This is a genomic window from Sphingobacterium sp. lm-10 (genome assembly GCF_023554555.1).
Lineage (GTDB): Bacteria > Bacteroidota > Bacteroidia > Sphingobacteriales > Sphingobacteriaceae > Sphingobacterium.
This window is the reverse complement of record NZ_JAMJWC010000001.1, coordinates 1,094,472-1,114,382: the sequence shown is the minus strand read 5'-3', so window position 1 is coordinate 1,114,382 and position 19,911 is coordinate 1,094,472. Positions and strand designations below refer to the sequence as shown.

Sequence of the window (19,911 nt, the reverse complement as noted above, 5' to 3'; positions counted from 1 at the left end):
TTTTATAAGATACTTAATAAGATACAAGCCCAGCCTACCAATAGCAATAGTCCGCCAAGTGGGGTGATCGGGCCGAGAAATTTTAGGCCATCAGCTTTTAAATATTCTTTAAAAGAAAGCAGGTAAATACTGCCCGAGAAGACTAGCGTTCCGTAAAATATTCCAAAGAATGCCCAACGTGCCACGCGCAAATCAAAGTCTAATCCAAAACCAATTACCAGTAGGGTAATAGCACTGTACATCTGATAACGCACACCAACTTCAAAAGAGGCTACTTTCTCTTCCGACAAAATTTTCTTCAATGCATGTGCGCCGAAGGCGCCAAAAACAATGGCTAAGAAACCAAAAACAGCACCAGTTATTAATACGACTTTTTGCATACTTTTGATGTATATATAATAGTCCGAATTTAGAAAATAATCAACATTCCAATGAAATTATTCGTAAATAGTTTGAAAAACTTATAAAGAGTAGATTTATTTAGCGATCTGCTAAGGTTGCTGATATTTAATCACATTTTTATATTGTAAAGGTATATCTGATAATCAGATTACTTGAAGATCGTAACGAATCATCTCGTGGATAATGGTTGTATTCTTTCTCATATCGTACAGCGCGACAGAAAATAGGTAGTCAGGCTTATTAAATAATTAATATCATTTTTATCAGCTTTTTTAGAAGTTAATGTCCCATATACCTGATGCTCTTTCCAATTCGACTAAGGCTTCTGCATAATTGTATAATGTCTGATAATACGTCTGTTGTATTTCATTATAGGTTCTTTGCGCATTCAAAACTTCCAGTAAAGAAGTTTCTCCTCTTTGGTAGCTATAAACTTTTCCATCAAGTATAGCTTTAGCTTCCGTCAACAGACCTTTGTCAAATTGTCGGATCTGCTTCTCAACAGATTGATAAGCATAATACGCCTGTGTTAACTCCGTCTTTATTTCCAATTCGATTTGGCGATATATGTATTCTGACTGCATGTTAGCATAACGTGTTGCGCGTAATTCACCATGTCTGTTATTGGAAAATTTAAGAGGAACTGCTATGCTAGCCATTACAGTGGTGAATGAAGGAGTAGGAGCAATAATGTTCCGAGCATCCGAAGCATAGTTAACTCCTAGTTTAAGGCCAAGATCTATGGCTCTATTGGCTTTTGCAAGTTTTATTGCACTGGCCGACACCTGCTTATCTTGTAGCGCTGCTTTTAGATCGGCCCGACTATTAATCGCTGTAACCAAAAGATCCTGTAGGCTAAAAGTACGATCGAAGCTAGAAAAATTTGCCGTCGGGTAAATTAATGTGTCCTTTTTTTTATCTCCTAATAACAGTGATAATCCCACAAGGGATGTTTTATAGGCAGCCTCTGCATTATATATTTCATTCAGCATTGAGCCTGCTTCGAGCTTACTCTGTCGAGCATCTACTTGAGAAATAGCTCCTAAATTGTATCGTATACTATCTGAAACTGCTAACTGATTTAGCTGCTGATATGAGTTACGTTGCACCTCTAGCAGCATTCTGTTTTGTACGGCCAGAAGATAGGAGAGTGTTGCATCGGCTCTTAAGTTTCTAAAATAATCTTCTAGCTGATACTGTGTGAGTTGTGTCTGATTTCTGGCGAGATCTATTCGAGCTTTTCGTTTTCCACCCAATTCCAGTATCCATGTTAGCTCAGAAGTAAAGCCATAGCCCATCCTCATTCTGCGTTCTCCATTATCAAACCATCCAAATTCCAATTCCGGATCGGGAAATATTTTTGCCGTTTCAATTTCTGCTTGTGCAATATTTATATTGAAACGTTCTGCTGTGTAAGCAATGTTTTCTTTTCCTACTATACCAAGAAAAGTTAAATAATCCATCGGTTCTTTTACATATAGCGAATCTAATTCCTGTCCTGCTGCTGTATGTCCGAAACGTAGTGTCATGAACACCAGCAACAATTTGATATATCTGTTCATATCGAGTATTTTAATCTTCAGCAACATTCTTATTGAAATCTTTGCCCCATTTACGTTCCGATAAATAGTATAGTGCAGGTAAGGCGAATAACGTGATGATAGTGGAGAACAGTAAACCGTATACAATGACTGTAGCCAACGGTCTTTGTACATCCGAACCGATGCCAGTGGCTAATGATGCAGGAAACAAACCGAGCACTGCTACTGTGGCTGTCATCAATATTGGGCGAAATCGATGCCCTGCACCTTCAATTACCGCGTTGCGGAGATAGTAGCCCTTCTTTCTTAACTCATTTATATGGGAGATCATAATTACACCATTCTGAATGGCAACACCGAATAGTGCGATAAAGCCGACAGAAGACGAAACATTGAGCGACATACCTCGAACGTGAAGTGCAAGCATACCTCCAAATAATGCCAATGGAACAATGCTCATCAAAAGCCCCGCTTGTCTAAATGATCCAAATGCGCCATAAAGCAACACAAACATGATGGCCAATGCTAATGGGACAATAAACGAAAGCCTTGCATACGCTCTGTTTTGATTTTCAAACTGACCGCCCCATTTGATGTGATAGTTCTCGTGGTCGTATTTCACGCTATTTTCGATAGCTGTCTGCGCATCAGATAGCAAGGATTGTAAATCTCTGTTGCGCACATTTAGCTTGACGGTAAGGTGGCGCATGTTCATTTCACGTGTGATGGTACTTTCTCCTGTACTTAATCGTACTTTTGCCACCTGCGAAAGAGGGATTTTTGCTCCTGTTTTCGAGGTAAGCATCAGATTGGAAATTTTTTCCGGCGTATTGCGAGATTCTTCGTTGTAGCGACAGATAATATCATACACCTTGTGTCCAATGAAAAGTTGTGATACCGCTTTTCCTCCAATCGCAACTTCAATCAGTTCTGCAACATCGGCTACATTTAGTCCATATTGTGCAATTTTATCACGGTCGGCATGTATCTGAAGTTGAGGTAAAGGTGGCTCTTGATCTATTGCCAGATCTACAGCTCCTGGTACACTTTTTAATGTACCCATTACTTCTTCCGCAATACGCCGAGTCTCTTTAAAGTCGTCTCCATAAACCTTTACAACGAGCTCGCTATGAGCACCCGATATTTTATCCATAACACCATCGATCATTGGTTGAGAGAATCCAACGGTAAATCCGGGCAGACCTTCATATTCCTTTGCTAATTCTTGTATCAGCATGTTTTTCGTTTTTCCCTTTGGCCAACCTTTGTAAGGCTTTATTCCTATAGAGACTTCAAAATGCGAAGCAGTCCAAGGATCGGTACCGTCGTCATTTCGCCCGGCTTGTACCATGATATAAGTGACTTCACTATATTTCATAGTTCTGGCTCTAAGTGTGTCACTTAGCTCCTTAGATTTCTCTACGGAGATTCCCGGAGGAAGCTGTACCTGTAACCACAACGAACCCTCATCCAGCGGAGGTAGAAAGTCTTTGCCTACTTTGAGTGTGAGGAGAGCTGATGTTCCTAAAATGATTATAAGAGGAATAAAAACAACTCCAGGACGGTTCATAATCTTACTACATCTCGTATAATATGCGTTAGTAAGCTTCTCCAACCATTTATTGTGATAGATCTTTTGTGGCTTGCGGTAGATGACATAGGCTAAACCGGGAATAACCAGTAACGCTACGGCCAATGCACCGAATAAAGCATACCCAACTGTGAAGGCCATCGGTGTAAACAGCTTATTCTCTACGCGTTCAAAAGCAAATAGTGGCAGATAGGCAGTGATGATAATAATTGTCGCGAAAAATATAGGTTTTGCGACCTCGACGGCTTTTTTAGCTATGGATTTTTCTTTCAGTTCTTTTTGGGGATGATCCTCTCTTTTCTTTAGAATTGTTTCCATCATCACGATTGCCCCATCTACAATAATCCCAAAATCAATTGCACCCAAAGAAAGCAGATTGGCCGGAATATCGGTAAAGTACATTAGGATAAAAGCAATTAGTAGTGAAAGTGGAATGGTTACAGCTACAAGCAACGCGCCTCGCCAGCTACCTAGAAACACAATGAGAACAATGATCACTAATCCCATACCTTCCAGCAAGGTGTGGGATACGGTGTTTAGTGTGGTATCTACCAGATCAGTCCTATCCATAAATGTGTGGATCCTAACTCCGGCAGGCAGCTCACCATTATTCAGTTCATCGACGGCTATATGAATTCCCCTTAATACGGTCGACGGATTTTGTCCTTTCAGCAGCAGAACAATTCCTTCAAGACTCTCCGAGTAATTACGTGTGCGGTCGGTATATCCTAAGATACCCTTACGCTCCAAAGTACCATATTTTAGTTCGCCGATATCATGTAAGAAAATAGGAATGCCTCTTTCAGATTTGACGACGATATTGCCCAGATCATCTAGATTTTTAACCAACCCTATCCCGCGTATCACATAGCCCAATTCTCCTCGTGGCATTACACTTCCGCCTGCATTGATGTTGTTGCTTTCTATGGTCTCCACTATTTCACTTAATGGCAGGTCATACTGCGCTAGTTTTCTCGGGTCTATTTCAATCTGGAATTGCGTCGTTATGCCGCCAAAGTTTGTAACATCGGCTACGCCCGAAACCTGTTTTATGCGAGGGATAATGGTGAAATTTTGAAGATCGGTAAGTTCACGCAAGTCCTGATCACCATCCGTTTCGATGATATATCTATAAATCTCTCCAATTGGAGAAGTGAGGGGATCGAGACCAGGAGTAGCATTATAGGGAAGCTCTATCTCATTTAGTCTTTCTTGAATACGCATTCTCGCCCAATAATCATCCACATCATCTTGGAAAACGATCGTTATGATGGATAGGCCGAATGTGCTCTTACTACGCATCACGTGCATACCCGGAAGACCATTTAGGGCACGCTCCACAGGTATAGTAATTTGTTGCTCTACTTCCTCGGCGGCAAGTCCTGGAATCTGTGTAACAACCTGAGAGGTTACGTCGGCAATATCTGGATAGGCTTCTATAGATAATTGTTGCCAAGAATAATACCCAAAGAAAGCCATTAGTGTAAACAACGCCACCATTACCCAGCGCTTTTGTACACTGATATGTATTAGTTTATTCATTTCGTGTCAATATATTTTAGATGTGATAATGGTGATGCTACTGTTCTTTAATCAGATAAATTCCGCCGTCATTCACGATGATCTCGCCATTTTCGAGTCCGGATAATATGACGACATTACTATCTGTCGTATCTGCGGTCTCCACCTTACGTTTCTGGTATTTGTTCTTTTCGATTTGAACGAATACATATTGGTTTTCTTCTTGCTGAAATATGGCTTTTGAAGGAATAATTATGCTCTGTATAGGTACATCTTTATAGTGTACGGTAGCGTACATTCCTGGTTTGAGTGTGCGATCGGTGTTATCACATTCAATCAAAATTTCGACGCTTCGGGTGTCTTCATCCACCATTTCATTGATGTGAAATATTTTTCCAGAGATGGATTTGCCGGGTATACCGGAAACTTGCACCTCTACCTGATCCATCGCACGGATGTGGTAGATATCCTTTTCCTTTACCTGACTTACAATCCAAATTTTTGATAATCCTGCTACGATGGCTATAGGTTCGGCATCTTCTTTTAGATATTGTCCAATCACAATTTGGTTGCTTATGATCTCACCTTTAATAGGCGATTGTATTACAAGAGGCTTGCCTAATTTTATTTTAGAGAGATCTATATTGAAAATGTTCAATGATGCGGAGGCGTTTGCCAATGCGGTTTTTTTAATTTCGAACTCGGTTTCAGCTTCCTCCAGTTCGCGTTGAACACCAACTCCGTTTTTTAATAGATCTTGTTGTCGTCTTAGACTTAACTCGACCTGTCTAAATTCCTGCTCAGTATCAAAATAATTCTTTTGTGCAGAAAAGAAATCGGGTGCGTTAATCTCGAAAAGAGGTGATCCGGGATTAACCTTTTGTCCCAATTTTACATAAGAACGGATAACTCTTCCAGCAAATGGTGGTGCGATTGCTGCGTAACTATTCGGAATAGCTCTAACAACTCCTGCCGTGTTCCATTCTGCTTTATATTCTTGTGTAGATACAGTATGTAGGACTATTCTAGATAGAATATTAGAATTTTCTGTTAAGGTGATCGTATCTCCTCGGATATAATAGTCCTCGTGCTGAGATTCATTGTCTACTTCTGTATTGCTACAGGATGTAAATGCAATAATGACAATGAATATGCATAGAATAGAAACTGTATAAAATACGGGAAGTACTTTTACATAAATTCTGTTGGTTAATTCTCTTTTTGTAAATGTTGTTAGCCGTTTCATGTGCATAGGATTAATCTATGTTTTAGTACGGCAAAGATCTTTTAGAATTCTATTGTTTATCGTTAGAGATTTGACAGAAAAATGTTAGAATTTTATTAGAGAAGGCAAAAGGGAGGAACAAAGTATTCAGCTTGATGTAAAAAAAGAATCCCCGGAATGATGAGGCTGGTAAGCCCATCTTTCCGGGGATTCTATAACTGTATAATAGTATATCAGACGTCTATTTTTTGTCTATCTTATACAAGCGGCCACTATCTGTTACAGCATATAGCGCACCGTCTTTAGCCTGCGTGATATCACGAAAACGTTGGCCTTCGCTTCCTAAAAGTCGTTCTTCGCCGACCACCTTATTATCCTTGATTACCAGGCGAGCAATGTGTGTAGAGCTCAATCCACCAATAAACAGGTTGTTTTTCCATTCTGGCACGTTGCTTCCGGTGTAGAAAACCATTCCGCTAGGAGACAAGACTGGATCCCAATAATAGACAGGTTGCTCCATACCTTCTTTTTGTTGAATCGGCGGCGTGCCAATTTCATCACCACTGTATTCCAAACCATAGGTGATCACGGGCCATCCGTAGTTAGCGCCTGCTTTAATGCGGTTAATTTCATCACCACCTCTAGGACCAAATTCACTATTCCAGAGTTCACCCGTCTCCGGATGAAATGCTAAACCCTGTGGGTTGCGGTGTCCGTAAGAATAAATTTCGGGCAAAGCATCGGCACGTCCTTCAAATGGATTTCCAGCTACTGGTTTCCCATCGGTAGTAATATGCAAGATCTTACCTAAAGCAGATTTCAAATCTTGTGATTGCGGGCGTGTCTCTTTGTCGGAGCGTTCTCCAGTACTTACAAATAGATTTCCTTCTTTATCAAATACCACGCGACCACCGTAATGCAATTTACCATCGTACGTGGGCAATGCACGGTAGATCACCTGTGCACTTTCAATCTTGGTTTCATCCGCAGAAAGTTTTCCTTTAGCCACAGCAGTATGGTTTCCATTAGCCGCAGGCTCAGAGAAAACCCAGTACACCATTCTGTTGGATTCGAAAGAAGGATCGAGGGTTAAACCAAGTAGACCACCCTGCCCGTTGTCGTCCACTTTAGGCAATCCGGTGATTGGCTCACTAATATTGGCATTCGCAGGATCTACGATGCGCATATTACCCGCATTTTCCGCAATAAGCAATCTTCCATCTGGCAAGCCTACTATGCCCCAAGGCGAAGTCAATGCATCTGTAATCATTTTCCCTTCAAAGGCGGTTGTAGTTTTAGTGCCAACCACACGGGTTTGTCCTTCAAATGCGGGCTTATAGTCGGTGTTGGCTTTATTGTTTTCAACGGGAGGGTACGAAGTAGTATCGCTACCGCTGTCGGGGTTCTCAGATGCTGAATTGGTGCCACTGCATGATGCAGAGGTCATTAATGCCACCGCTAAAGTGGTAGGAATCATAAATTTGATGTTTTTCATAATAAGCTATCGTAATATATGCAATTAATTGTACTCGGGTCTTTTAGGGAAATTGGCCACATGAGCATATTTTGGCCCTAAACTAATGAGTGTATGTTTCCACAAATCTTCTCCATCTATGATAAAAGCCAAATCAGTAACGTACGTGTTGTGTACTGCCCAACAGTTCTGCTGTATCTCTTTTTCCAACTGTTCGGGGCTCCAACCCGAATAACCAAGAAATAATTTGACTTCTTCTGGTGTTATTTCATTTCGGTTGATCAGCTCTATTAACAGCTCAAAGTCGCCGCCCCAGAAGAGATTGTCCACCACGTGGATGCCACTCTTCAAACGATCGTACGCCTCATGAACAAAATAAAGCGTATTTTGTTCAACGGGGCCTCCTAAGTACACAGGGAAAGTGGGATTCTCCACACCATCCACAATATCTGATAATACCATGAAAGAGCGATGATTTAAGATCAGCCCTACGGTACCGTCTTCGGCATCATGCTCACATAGTAAAATAACAGAGCGCTCAAAGTTCTGGTCGAGCATGAAAGGCTCTGAAACTAGTAAGCTTCCTTTTTTTGGTTCGAATTCGCTAAACATACATGATCCTCCTTTCCTAGACCAAATTTATCGATTGTGACTAGTAATCCCTAGTTTTTGACAATAAATTTAACATCCATATGGGTAAAACAAGGTCCTTTTGATTAAGTTTGTGCATACCAACACATGTTTTGATGGCGATTGTACGACAAGAATTAGCAGATCTCCGAGAAGATTATGTCAAAGGATCATTCGACTACGAAGATGCAGTTGCAGATCCTATTCAGCAACTTGCTGTTTGGCTGGATGATGCTTTGCGTGCCGAAGTAATGGAGCCTACAGCTATGGTATTATCAACGGTAGATGATCGCCGTATGCCACAATCACGTGTCGTTTTGCTGAAAGACATTAAGCCGGATGGATTGAGCTTCTATACCAATTACGATAGTGCAAAAGGAAATCAGGTTGCTCAGCACCCTTATGTTTCGCTTCTTTTTTTCTGGTCTGAGTTACAACGACAGGTACGTGTGGTGGGCACGATTGAAAAACTTCCGCCAGCGGAGTCTGATCAATATTTTCAATCCAGACCGCGCGGAAGTCAGATCGGAGCCGTGGCATCACCGCAGAGCCAAGTTATTCCAGATCGATCATTTTTAGAGCAACGAGTCGCAGAGATAGACTCAAAATATACAGGAGATATACCCATTCCAAGACCAGCACATTGGGGAGGTTACCTCGTGCGCCCGGTAGAGATGGAATTTTGGCAGGGAAGAGCGAGCCGATTGCATGATCGTATTGCCTATGTACAGGAAGCTTCCATTTGGAAAAAACAACGTTTAGCCCCATAAAATAGATGAGCGAACAAATAGAACATTTGCGCACTGTGCTGATGGAGCGAATCCACGCAGATGCCGTGCAAAATGTACAATTACAAGGTTTGCAGCCTGCGCTATATATTCATCCGGATCATTTAGTAGCTGTATGCCTATTTCTACGTAACGATCCGGCGTTCTACATGGATTTTCTGTCAGATATAGCTGCTGTAGATTACTTTCCAGAATCCTATTTTGAGATAGTGTATCAATTGGCATCCATTCCGCACCAAACTCAACTTACCTTGAAGGTGCGTTGCGATCATGATCGTGCTACCTCAATGCTGCCCGAACTACCATCGGTATCCTCGGTATGGCATACAGCAGAGTGGCATGAGCGAGAGGCATATGATCTTATGGGTATCTTTTTTACAGATCATCCCGATCTACGACGTATTCTGATGCCGGATGATTGGGAAGGATTTCCGCTTCGGAAAGATTATCAGGATCCAGAAATCTATCACGGTATACCGGTAAAAGATTAATCATGAATCGTTACAACGAAGGTTTAGCACGTTATCAGGAAAAGATAGCTTCCATAAAATCTCAGGAAATGGTGATTAACATGGGGCCGCAGCATCCGTCTACACACGGTGTTCTGCGGTTAGAGTTGATTACGGACGGAGAGATCGTTAAAGAGGTAATACCACACCTTGGTTATCTGCACCGCTGCTTTGATAAGCACGCCGAATCCATGAATTTTGGTAAAAGTATTCCTTTTACAGACCGGCTGGATTATCTGTCGTCCATGAACAACAGCCATGCTTTTGTGATGGGAGTAGAGCGCATGCTCGGGATGGAACAATCTATTCCAAAGCGCGTAGAATACATCCGCGTGCTCGTATGCGAACTAAATCGTATCGCATCCCATTTGATCGCTATCGGAACATATGGGATAGATATTGGGGCATTTACACCATTTATGTGGTGCTTTCGTGACCGCGAGCATATTATGGCGATGCTAGAATGGGCTTCTGGTTCACGCATGCTCTACAACTATATCTGGATAGGAGGCTTGTTTTATGACCTGCCAGTAGGTTTTGAGGAGCGCTGTCGCGAGTTTGTCGACTATTTTAAACCCAAGTTGGATGAGTTGGATGAAATTCTAACAAACAATCAAATTTTCATTGCGCGGACAGCGAATATTGGTGTATTGCCCGCCGACGTTGCGATTAATTATGGTTGTAGTGGGCCGATGTTGCGTGGTTCGGGAATCAAATGGGATTTGAGAAGGGTAGATGGTTACTCCGTTTATCCGGAGTTGGAGTTTGAAATTCCAGTGGGTGAAGGTAAGATGGGGCAGAAGGGCGATTGCTGGGACCGGTACAAGGTGCGTGTCGATGAAGTTCGGGAATCTGTTCGTATCATGGAACAATGCTTAGATCGACTCACATCCGACTTCAAGCGGACGCCAGCGTTTGATCCGCGTGCACTCGTGCCCAAGAAAGTCAATTTAAAAGCACAGGATTACTATGTGCGTGCCGAAAATCCCAAAGGAGAACTCGGTTTTTATTTTGTTACGCAAGAGCGAAGTGATATTCCGCGGCGTGTAAAAGCACGGGGGCCAAGCTTCAACAACTTATCTGTATTGCCGGCATTGGGCAAAGACGTGTTGATCGCAGACTTGATTGCCATTCTCGGTTCTATTGATATAGTGCTAGGGGAAGTAGATCGCTAGTTGCTCATTTATCCAAGAAGTCATTATGCTACAGTTCGCTAACGCAAAAATAAATATAGGTCTACACATTACGGGTAAAAGACCGGACGGATACCATGATCTCGAATCAATCTTTTATCCTGTTAAACTATATGATGGTGTTGAAATTTTGCCTTCCGGCACCTTGTCGATGCGAGTCTATAATTATGCCTTCCCCTTAAATGAAGACAACCTGTGTACGAAGGCCTACCAATTATTAGCGGCCGACTATGACCTTCCAACGGTACAAATTCATTTGTTGAAAGGAATTCCAGTTGGTGCTGGTTTGGGAGGTGGATCTGCCGACGCCAGCCGAGTGTTGATGATGTTAAATGAGCAGTATAAGCTTGATCTCACGCAGCAACAACTGGAAAGCTATGCTAGTCAATTGGGTGCAGATTGTCCCTTCTTCATTCGCAATACGCCGATCTATGCGACGGGAATCGGGACTACTTTTGAAGAAATAGCACTTGATCTTTCGCCGTACCATATCGTCGTCGTGAAACCACCCGTTCATATCTCTACTGCCGAAGCGTACCAAAGTGTTTCGATTCGTACCGCTCAAGTAGATCTGCGCGAAGCCATGCAATTGCCACTACAAGAATGGAAATACCACATTAAAAATGATTTTGAGGAAGGACTTTTTCGGTCTCATCCACAGATTCAGGTGCTGAAAGCTGCGCTGTACGATTCGGGTGCTATTTATGCGTCTATGTCTGGATCCGGTTCGGCCGTGTATGCGCTATTTAATGAGGCGCCAGACCTACAGTTATTTCAATCCTTCGGTACGGTATTTTCGGGCTAAAAAAATCAAACTTTTTGCAGCTATGGCTGTTTATCTATTGAGTTAAAATTAAGAGCTATGAGTATTTTAAATAAAACATTTGAGATCTTGAAAGATAGATTGGATAGTAAATGTACCAATGGTAATGTCGGGGGCACCGAACGGGTGTTATCGGTTGTAGCTGGAGGATTTATTTTAGGGGTAGGCGTGAAAAATTTGTTTCGCAGCCCATTAACCTCATTTTCTGGTATTGCTTTGGGTGGTTCACTGATTTATCGTGGCGTTACCGGACAGTGTAAGTTGACCAGCGCACTAAACAGTGAGGAAGAAAAGCCAGAGACTACGGTGATCGAACATCGTTACTTCGTAAAATAGTAATAAAAAAACCTTACTTCTATTTATAGTCCTATCCACCATATGGTGTTGATAGGATTTTTATTTTAAACCCATTTTATGAGGAAGATCGTCGTATTTACTGGAGCTGGTATTTCTGCGGAGAGTGGCTTGCAAACCTTTCGTGGAACGGATGGACTATGGGAAGGATATCGTATAGAAGAAGTGGCTACGCCGGAAGCATGGCAACGGGATCCGGCACGCGTGCAGCATTTCTATAATTTGAGACGCAAGGCATGTATTGCGGCGCAGCCAAATGCGGCACACTGTTACCTGGCCGACTTGGCAAAATTAGAAGATGTGCAGATCATTACACAAAACATCGATGATCTGCATGAACGCGCTGGCAGTGATCGGGTACTGCATCTCCATGGGCAAATCAGAATGTCGCAATCTTCATTGGATTCAAAAGCGATATATTCGATAGCGGGGGATACGCTGCTTATGACCGACTGCTGCGAGCGCGGTGCACCACTAAGGCCGCATGTAGTTTGGTTCGGCGAAGCCGTGCCGGCAATGGATGTCGCGATTGCTATGGCAGAAGGAGCAGATGTATTTATTGTGATCGGCACGTCACTTCAAGTGTATCCAGCAGCCAATCTTTTGCATTACTTAAAAAGTGATTGCACACTTATATTTGTAGACCCGAATGCATCTAATTATAGCGTTCCGGCGAAAACTGTTCTTGTAGAGCAAACTGCCATCAAAAGTATCCCATATCTACAAAATTTGCTTGCCAAATAATATTTTGTATTATAATATAAATATTTAAATATCAATATTTTATATTGTTTATATGTACTTATTGTTTGTCTATAAAATAGTAACATATGGATGCTATACGGAAGATGCCAAATATAATTCTGAAAAGAAAAACCCTGTTAAATAAGTATTTATTTAACAGGGTTTTATATTAACAGATATGAATTGATTATTCATATCTGTTATACGCTTCTACAAAACTGCCGCGCATCTGTTGAAAGGTGTCTTCGACTGTTTTTAGAAAGGCTTCATCTAGTAATTCAAAGACGCCATTCACTCCTCCGATGATATCCGTCTCTGCGATTTTGTAGGACTGTTCCAATGTTCCTTGTTCAAACTTGATGATGAATTTTTGGTTCATACCAAACAGACTAATCTTGAAAGACGGATGGGGTAACTCTGCTAATACACGCATGCTATTGATGGTTGATTTGTTTAAATATATCGGCCGTTAGTCGGAATGCGTCTAGCCGCTTCTGATTGTCGAATATATAATTTGTAGTCATGATTTCATCGGGTTGATGTTGGTCGATGAATTTCTGAAGATCTCTTACCAATGTCGGCGTATCTCCCATAAACGTACAGCTGATCATGGATTGCACTGCCTGTTCGATTTCTGGGATTCCAGCATAAATTGGTTCTGACGTAGGCGGGGAGAGCGGCGCTCTGCGATTGGTAATAATACCGCAAAACATATTGAATAAGCTGGTGGATAAAAGCTGTGCTTCTTCATTGGTTTCTGCAGGTACAATGTTAGCACATATCAATACATACGGCTTTTCTAACTGCTCACTCGGCTTGAAGTTGGCTCTATAGATCTCAATCGCTTGTGATAGCATAGCGGGTGCAAAATGCGCGGCGAAGGCATAGGGTAATCCCAATTCGGCTGCTAAGTAAGCACTATCTGTGCTCGAACCCAGTATCCATAAAGGTATTTCCAATCCTTCCCCCGGAAAGGCCCTCACTTTGGCGGTTTGGTTTCCTGAACTTAAATATTGCTGCAATGCCTGTACATCATCTTTGAAATAAAAGGATGTGTTCAGGTTATTCCGGCGAAGCGCCATAGCAGTTTGCTGATCGGTGCCCGGTGCCCGGCCCAAACCAATCTCTACCCGGCCGGGAAATAGGGTCTCCAACGTTCCGAACTGCTCTGCAATGACTAAGGGAGCATGATTCGGCAACATGATACCTCCTGATCCTACGCGAATACGTTCTGTATTGCTTGCAATATGCTGAATAAGTAAGGAAGTGGCGGAGCTCGCGATGTACTCCATATTATGATGTTCCGCAAGCCAGATGCGTTCGAATCCGTATTTTTCGGATGCTTGCGCGCTTTGCACCGTACGAGCCATGGCGCCGGCGAGATTATCGCCTTTTACCACAGTCGCCAATTCCAGCGTCGAAAATTTTACGTTTGTCATAATTCAAAGATACACGCATCGGTAGCCATCTATCGTCGCGATATCGTCACAATTGCCTGGTGCCATCGTCAGGACAATGTAAATACCGTTATGTTTCTACCCGATCTTAATTTCCTGCGTTTCTTTCTAACCACTCTGTGCGGCGCTGATCTGCCAGCGGAGTGATTTTAAATTGCTCGAATTTTACGTCGAATCCATTACCGTCTGGGCATGCTGCCATCACACCAACTTTGACCGGATGGTTGTCCTGTAGCCAGGCATTGCGCATCATAGTATAGGTTTTATCATCAAAAGAATAGAAAACTTCTACCGCATCTAATCTACGGATTGCTTTTATCCATACAAATGGGATAGCGTTTTCGATCGGCACAATGCTCCAATCACTGGTTTTATGCGTTACGACGGCACTTAAATTGTACTTCCCGTCCACAAACTCAATCCCTGCTTTGATGTAGTTTTCATGATCAATCCTCAGCATCAGTCCGGCTTGATCAAACCTGTTTTTATAGTCCGCTGTAATTTTCACCTTCACCTCAAACTCGCCGCCTCGTTCTGTATAATAAAAAGGAGCATCATCTACCGTGAAACCATAGTGAGAAATTCGCCAGTAGTCACTTTTAGGGGTCACAAACATGTTCAGGGCGTCATCTTTTATTTCCCAATCGTTGGGCTCATTAAACCAGATTAGCTTGTCTAATTTTTGAGCAGCGACCTCAAAAGATAGGGATGTTAGTGCGATTAAGATGAGTACACGTACAATACTTGTCATTTTGTTCATGATTTTATAGGTAGTTTAATATATCTACGATGATATCAAAATTTAGACAGTAAAACAAATAGCGTTACTCCGACAAAACAAACATCTATTACGAATGAAAAACACATCTTTCAAACGCCTTACTTCGATTTAAAGATTGCCGCATTTTCGTGCCTCAGGTTCGCAATGATGAAATTTTTTAAAAAACTACTTAGGTTGATAAGATGCCATAAGTAGCTCTCTTTACTGTCTTTCGCAGACTACTACGATGAGTGTATCTTCCAGATCGGTAGTGAAGAACAAGTGTAGTTGGCCACCGTCTTGAATCTTATATTTCTTCCGGATTTCTTCCACTTTCAGCGGGAAGTTACGGGTGGTGATATTGGCTTTGGAGAACGTTTTCTTACGCTTCAAATCTCCAAAAGGAAATATTTCTTTGATTTCAAAGACCTTGCCCGGAAAATCAGAAACAAGCTCATCTGAAGTATACAGGTGGGAGTGAAGGTGTAGCTTGCCGAGCTGGTACTCTTTTGCTATGCTTTTAAAAGCACCTGCTTTGATGATGCTCCCATCAGGCTCGTATAAATAAGTTTGGGGCGTGCGGTATTCACTACGTAGTGCCTTCTCTTCGGCTACAGTGAACGAAAACTCCTGAATCTTATCCTTAAATAAGCGGATAGCGGATAGCAATGGCTCACCCTCATAACCTCTTTTTTGAATAAAGAGTAGCTCCTTGCAGTCATTGTCCAAACTAACCACGTATACATTGCTGACATGCTTGAGTGAACGCAATGCTTGCGTAATATCTAACAGCGGAGATACTTTGGTGATGATGCGTTCCGATTTGGAGAAAAACAACGCTTGCAGCTGCACGATATTTGGTTCGCAATCTTCTAACAAAAATACTTTGCTGTTGCTCACGCGCCGCGAAGGATCGATATAGATATAGTCCAAGCTATCGTCCGCTTGTTGCTGCAGATAGGCGATGCCATCACCTGTGATACAACTTAAGTTATGTACTCCCAGAACGCTGGCATTATGTGCCACGATAGCGGACAATGCTTCATTCCATTCACAATGGATCACTGACGCTGCATGCTGTGCCATATAACAGCTATCCACACCAAAACCGCCAGTAAGATCGATTACCTTCGCACCTTTTCGGATAATCTGCTGTTTGATTAAGGCAGTATGTTCTGATGAACATTGTTCGAGGTTGATTTTTTGGGGATAATAAATATGCTCGCTAAATGCCCAGGTCGGTAACTTCGATACGCAGCGTTGCCAACCATCTACCTGAGCCGCCAGTTCGCCGGGAGCAACGGTAGGGAAAGGACTCTTCCTCAAAGCAATGGTCGCTGGTTGCTCCTGGCGGTGGGCTAAGAGGTAGCTTTGTACGTCAGAATCCAGCAGTCGTTTATTCATCTCTTTTCTTTACCAGCATCTGGCAGGTATAACTATCTTTTAATTCCCGAACTATTTCTTTACCCACCAGCACGCGATCTATAGTTTCCTGATTATAGTAGCGAATAGTAATCAATTCCAATCCGGCAGATACGCTAACCTTATAACGTTTCTGCAAATCTTCCATCAACTTCCATACATTCTCACCAGTATCATCAATACTTACGCAAAAGCTGATTGCACTGTTGTGCATCATGTTTACCTTGATACGGTTCTCGTGAAAGGTGTTGAAAATATGTCCGAGGTTGTCTTCCACAATAAAGGAAAAGTCCAAGGGTTGAATATTGACCAGTACTTGATTGACCTTAAAGATGAAGGATGGCACTGGAAGCGTTTGATGCGTGGCGCGAATCTGTGTGCCCGGTTGTGTGGGGTCCAGAAAAGAACGCACATAAAGTGGAATCTGCGTATTTTGAAGCGGTTTAATGGTTTTTGGGTGAATAACGGTAGCTCCATAATACGTTAACTCGATCGCATCGGTGTACGACAGCTCCGGTATCAACTCGGTTTCATTAAACCATTTTGGATCGGCATTAAGTACGCCTGGTACGTCTTTCCAGATGGTAAGGTCTTTTGCGCGAAGGCAGGATGCGAAGATGGCAGCGCTGTAATCGGATCCTTCGCGACCCAGTGTGGTCGTGAAGTTCTCTGAAGTGGAGCCAATGAATCCTTGTGTAATGATAATCTCTTTCTCCAGTAGGACAGGGATTTCTCTTCTGATTTTTTCCTCGGTCTTATTCCAATCCACTGTGCCTTCCATATATCGGTTATCGGTGAATATATAATCCCGGGCGTCCAACCAGCGAACAGCAAATCCAACGTGCTGACAATAGGCTGCGATAATCTTAGTGGATAAGATCTCACCGAGAGAGACAATCTGATCGTATAGGTAATCGTAAGCATCCTGTGGATCTTCCTCTAAAATCCATTCCGCCTCTACGAGCGTATTGATCACCTCATCGAAAATGGGGTGACTTTTATCACTGAACAAATCATTTAATATGGTTAGGTGCTCAGCGCGCACCTGCTCCAATGCTTCAAATGGATCTCCTTCTCGGTGGAAGTAGCGATCTACCACTTCAGAGAGTTTATTGGTGGTTTTGCCGATGGCAGAAACCACGACCAATAAGCCATTTACCTTATATGTATCAATGATGGTCGCTACATTTCGGATGTTTTCTGCACTCTTAACGGAAGCCCCACCAAATTTAAATACCTGCATGTATGTTGTTGTGGTTATCGATACGTGTTTTCTATTTCTGCCACGATTTTGCGGCCTTGATCTGTGAGTAAATCCTTCAATTCTTTATACGGTATTTCAATACGTGTAACACCCTCCGACCAAGCCTTTATCTCATAAGGGTTATATTGGAAAACCAAACCTGTTTTACTGAATGCAAAATTATCGGCGAGCGTGAAAATACCTTCATCGAAGAAATACCGACCGGATAATGGGTCATTTGGCGCTAAGCCTTCTGTTGTTCTAAAGTGTGATTCGCCTAAATTGATAAGCTCCTGTTGGCGTTCGGCAGCAACGATCTCATTTAGAGATATAATTTTACTAGCTTTAATATCGTAATTGTTAAAGAGTTCTGCGAAGTTGCCGTGTGCACCACCTGCATATTCCTTTAATGTTTTGCTCACAACCAGTAGGTTCGGCGTGTACAATAACACGCGCGTGCTGATATCCTGAAACCAGGCATTTACTAGCTCGGGTTGTGTCGCTTCCTCCACATAACTATCGTAGTCCGCCAGAAATGACTCGCCCATTTGTTCGAGATCTGCTCGGTCTTTAACCGCTAAAGATTGCAGAATTAGAGCATTGAACTGCGAATCTTTTGACTGCGGATAAGAAACTCTAAAATAGCTGGTATCGTATTGATCTCCACGCTGATGAAAATACGGGCTACTTTGATAGTACTCCGTTATCTTATATGGAATGGTGTCGATCTTGTTCTGGGAATCTTTACCTGCCGCCGATCCATCGCCAGTAGGCGATCCGCAGCTTGAACTTCCTAAAAGGAGCAATAATAATAAGCTGGGAATTATATGGTTTCTTATGATCATGTCTATTGAGATTTAAAATGTTTTGTCACTCGTTTTCCAAAGATAGTACTTCCTAGACGAATCATATTGCTACCTTCTTCTATCGCAATAGGGTAGTCAGATGACATGCCCATAGACAGTGTGTCAAAGGAATCTGTTTTTCGGAAAAAACTCACTTTGATGCCATCGAACAACATCTTTAACTCGTAAAACTCTTCTTTTATGTGTTTTTCATTGTCCGTATTGGTCGCAATACCCATCAATCCTCGAATGCGAATATTATTTAAATCGTTCAACGATTCATCGCGCAATGCCTCGATCAATTCTGCATGGTCAAAGCCGAATTTTGCTTCTTCATCAGCGATGTGTATTTGCAGTAGACAATCAATGATCCGATTATTTTTAGCAGCATGCTTGTTAATCTCTTTCAGGAGCTTGAGTGAGTCAACCGACTGTATCATAGCGATAAATGACGCGATATACTTCACCTTGTTCGATTGTAAGTGTCCAATCAAATGCCATTCAATGTCTTGTGGCAGCGCCTCTTGTTTTGTAACTAACTCCTGCACCATATTTTCGCCAAATACGCGCTGCCCCGCTTCATAAGCTTCAAGAATGTCTTCGTTCGGCTTGGTTTTGGATACGGCTACTAAGGTTACTTCGCGCGCGCTTAACTCATTTTGTAAAGCTTCTATATTACTACGTATACTCATCTTCTTTGCATTTATTAACGAGCAATGGGATAGGCATTATCGTCCCGAATTGCTAAATTTGTACAAATTTACAAAATGCGTGCTTCATTCTTTGTGTTGATTCCACTGATTTTACTATTGGCCTCTTGTTCAGATAAAAGGCCCGACGGAATATTAGCGGAAAATCAAGCGACCAGATTGCTTACCGATGTGCACATGCTGGATGGCTATTTGCAAACATTGCCCATTGATAGTTCGCAGAAAGTAATTGATACCCTATACAAACAGCTTCTTTCTCGATACGGTCTGGATTCGGTGGCTTTTGCTCGTAATGTGGATTATTATTATGCTGATCCAGTGCTTACGGAGAAAATTTATAACACTATCCAAAAGCAATTAAGTGATGCCGAGCGAGATTTCAGTCGGGTAGATTCCTTGCGTTACGCCGCAGAACGGGACAGTCTAAATCGAATATCTCATTATCAACGATTAATGGATGTAAGGCAGAGTCTTTGGAATTTCTATCCGGATTCGACATTCCGCTTCGATTATGATAGCTATAAGGAGAGTTTGTATAGACCAAGTGGCCTTTACTACCTGTGGAAGCGGAGTGATATGACGCAGTATCGAACGGTGGCACCTCCAGCAATGGATTTGAGCCAGCCAGTAACAACGACGACCGATACGGTGAACGCATTATAATTTTATTGAGTTACAT

Annotated in this window: 20 protein-coding genes; 7 read left to right on the top strand and 13 right to left on the bottom strand. The window is 42.3% G+C overall.

The window, feature by feature from the left end; all coding sequences use genetic code 11:
- Positions 1 to 2: 2 nt before the first annotated feature.
- The 6 genes from M8998_RS04380 to M8998_RS04355 all read right to left on the bottom strand — a co-directional run bounded on the left by M8998_RS04380 (position 3) and on the right by M8998_RS04355 (position 8,366).
- Positions 3 to 380, bottom strand: coding sequence for a DUF423 domain-containing protein (locus tag M8998_RS04380; RefSeq protein WP_249990909.1), 378 nt, complete (start codon positions 378 to 380; stop codon positions 3 to 5).
- 294 nt (positions 381 to 674) lie between these two features.
- On the bottom strand, positions 675 to 1,964 hold the full coding sequence (locus M8998_RS04375; protein ID WP_249990908.1) for a TolC family protein: 1,290 nt from the start codon (positions 1,962 to 1,964) through the stop codon (positions 675 to 677).
- A gap of 10 nt (positions 1,965 to 1,974) precedes the next feature.
- On the bottom strand, positions 1,975 to 5,076 hold the full coding sequence (locus tag M8998_RS04370; protein ID WP_249990907.1) for an efflux RND transporter permease subunit: 3,102 nt from the start codon (positions 5,074 to 5,076) through the stop codon (positions 1,975 to 1,977).
- Positions 5,077 to 5,113: 37 nt separating this feature from the next.
- On the bottom strand, positions 5,114 to 6,301 hold the full coding sequence (locus tag M8998_RS04365) for an efflux RND transporter periplasmic adaptor subunit (RefSeq protein WP_249990906.1): 1,188 nt from the start codon (positions 6,299 to 6,301) through the stop codon (positions 5,114 to 5,116).
- Positions 6,302 to 6,521: 220 nt separating this feature from the next.
- Complete coding sequence (locus tag M8998_RS04360; protein ID WP_249990905.1) at positions 6,522 to 7,775, bottom strand: PQQ-dependent sugar dehydrogenase; 1,254 nt, start codon at positions 7,773 to 7,775, stop codon at positions 6,522 to 6,524.
- A gap of 24 nt (positions 7,776 to 7,799) precedes the next feature.
- Positions 7,800 to 8,366, bottom strand: coding sequence for a YqgE/AlgH family protein (locus tag M8998_RS04355; protein ID WP_249990904.1), 567 nt, complete (start codon positions 8,364 to 8,366; stop codon positions 7,800 to 7,802).
- A 134-nt stretch (positions 8,367 to 8,500) separates the two neighbouring features.
- On the opposite strand from M8998_RS04355, the gene pdxH reads away from it, so the two are divergent.
- The 6 genes from pdxH (at position 8,501) to M8998_RS04325 (ending at position 12,795) form a co-directional block, all read left to right on the top strand.
- Positions 8,501 to 9,154 (top strand): pyridoxamine 5'-phosphate oxidase, encoded by a 654-nt coding sequence (gene pdxH, locus M8998_RS04350; RefSeq protein WP_249990903.1) that lies wholly within the window; start codon positions 8,501 to 8,503, stop codon positions 9,152 to 9,154.
- Between the two features lie 5 nt (positions 9,155 to 9,159).
- Positions 9,160 to 9,663: an NADH-quinone oxidoreductase subunit C gene (locus M8998_RS04345; protein ID WP_249990902.1), complete on the top strand. Its 504-nt coding sequence runs from the start codon at positions 9,160 to 9,162 to the stop codon at positions 9,661 to 9,663.
- Positions 9,664 to 9,665: 2 nt separating this feature from the next.
- Positions 9,666 to 10,856: an NADH-quinone oxidoreductase subunit D gene (locus M8998_RS04340; RefSeq protein WP_249990901.1), complete on the top strand. Its 1,191-nt coding sequence runs from the start codon at positions 9,666 to 9,668 to the stop codon at positions 10,854 to 10,856.
- Positions 10,857 to 10,881: 25 nt separating this feature from the next.
- Positions 10,882 to 11,679, top strand: a complete 798-nt coding sequence (ispE, locus tag M8998_RS04335) for a 4-(cytidine 5'-diphospho)-2-C-methyl-D-erythritol kinase (RefSeq protein ID WP_249990900.1) — start codon at positions 10,882 to 10,884, stop codon at positions 11,677 to 11,679.
- 57 nt (positions 11,680 to 11,736) lie between these two features.
- A complete protein-coding gene (locus M8998_RS04330; protein WP_249990899.1) occupies positions 11,737 to 12,033 on the top strand; it encodes a YgaP family membrane protein in 297 nt (98 codons plus the stop codon).
- Positions 12,034 to 12,111: 78 nt separating this feature from the next.
- Positions 12,112 to 12,795, top strand: a complete 684-nt coding sequence (locus tag M8998_RS04325; RefSeq protein ID WP_249990898.1) for an SIR2 family NAD-dependent protein deacylase — start codon at positions 12,112 to 12,114, stop codon at positions 12,793 to 12,795.
- Between the two features lie 187 nt (positions 12,796 to 12,982).
- Here M8998_RS04325 and M8998_RS04320 read toward each other — a convergent pair whose 3' ends face one another.
- The 7 genes from M8998_RS04320 to M8998_RS04290 form a co-directional block, all read right to left on the bottom strand.
- A complete protein-coding gene (locus M8998_RS04320) occupies positions 12,983 to 13,228 on the bottom strand; it encodes a hypothetical protein (RefSeq protein WP_249990897.1) in 246 nt (81 codons plus the stop codon).
- A gap of 1 nt (position 13,229) precedes the next feature.
- Positions 13,230 to 14,234, bottom strand: coding sequence for an LLM class flavin-dependent oxidoreductase (locus tag M8998_RS04315; RefSeq protein ID WP_249990896.1), 1,005 nt, complete (start codon positions 14,232 to 14,234; stop codon positions 13,230 to 13,232).
- Between the two features lie 106 nt (positions 14,235 to 14,340).
- Positions 14,341 to 15,003, bottom strand: a complete 663-nt coding sequence (locus tag M8998_RS04310; RefSeq protein ID WP_249990895.1) for a DUF1349 domain-containing protein — start codon at positions 15,001 to 15,003, stop codon at positions 14,341 to 14,343.
- A gap of 231 nt (positions 15,004 to 15,234) precedes the next feature.
- Positions 15,235 to 16,416, bottom strand: coding sequence for a class I SAM-dependent methyltransferase (locus M8998_RS04305; protein ID WP_249990894.1), 1,182 nt, complete (start codon positions 16,414 to 16,416; stop codon positions 15,235 to 15,237).
- Entirely contained in the window at positions 16,409 to 17,677 is a 1,269-nt protein-coding gene (locus tag M8998_RS04300) for an aspartate kinase (protein ID WP_249990893.1), read from the bottom strand. The genes M8998_RS04305 and M8998_RS04300 overlap by 8 nt, the downstream gene beginning before the upstream one ends.
- Positions 17,678 to 17,691: 14 nt before the next feature.
- Positions 17,692 to 18,522, bottom strand: a complete 831-nt coding sequence (locus M8998_RS04295; RefSeq protein ID WP_249990892.1) for an RsiV family protein — start codon at positions 18,520 to 18,522, stop codon at positions 17,692 to 17,694.
- A 2-nt stretch (positions 18,523 to 18,524) separates the two neighbouring features.
- Positions 18,525 to 19,214, bottom strand: a complete 690-nt coding sequence (locus tag M8998_RS04290; protein ID WP_249990891.1) for a YggS family pyridoxal phosphate-dependent enzyme — start codon at positions 19,212 to 19,214, stop codon at positions 18,525 to 18,527.
- A gap of 75 nt (positions 19,215 to 19,289) precedes the next feature.
- On the opposite strand from M8998_RS04290, the gene M8998_RS04285 reads away from it, so the two are divergent.
- Positions 19,290 to 19,895 (top strand): DUF4296 domain-containing protein, encoded by a 606-nt coding sequence (locus M8998_RS04285; protein WP_249990890.1) that lies wholly within the window; start codon positions 19,290 to 19,292, stop codon positions 19,893 to 19,895.
- Positions 19,896 to 19,911 lie beyond the last annotated feature (16 nt).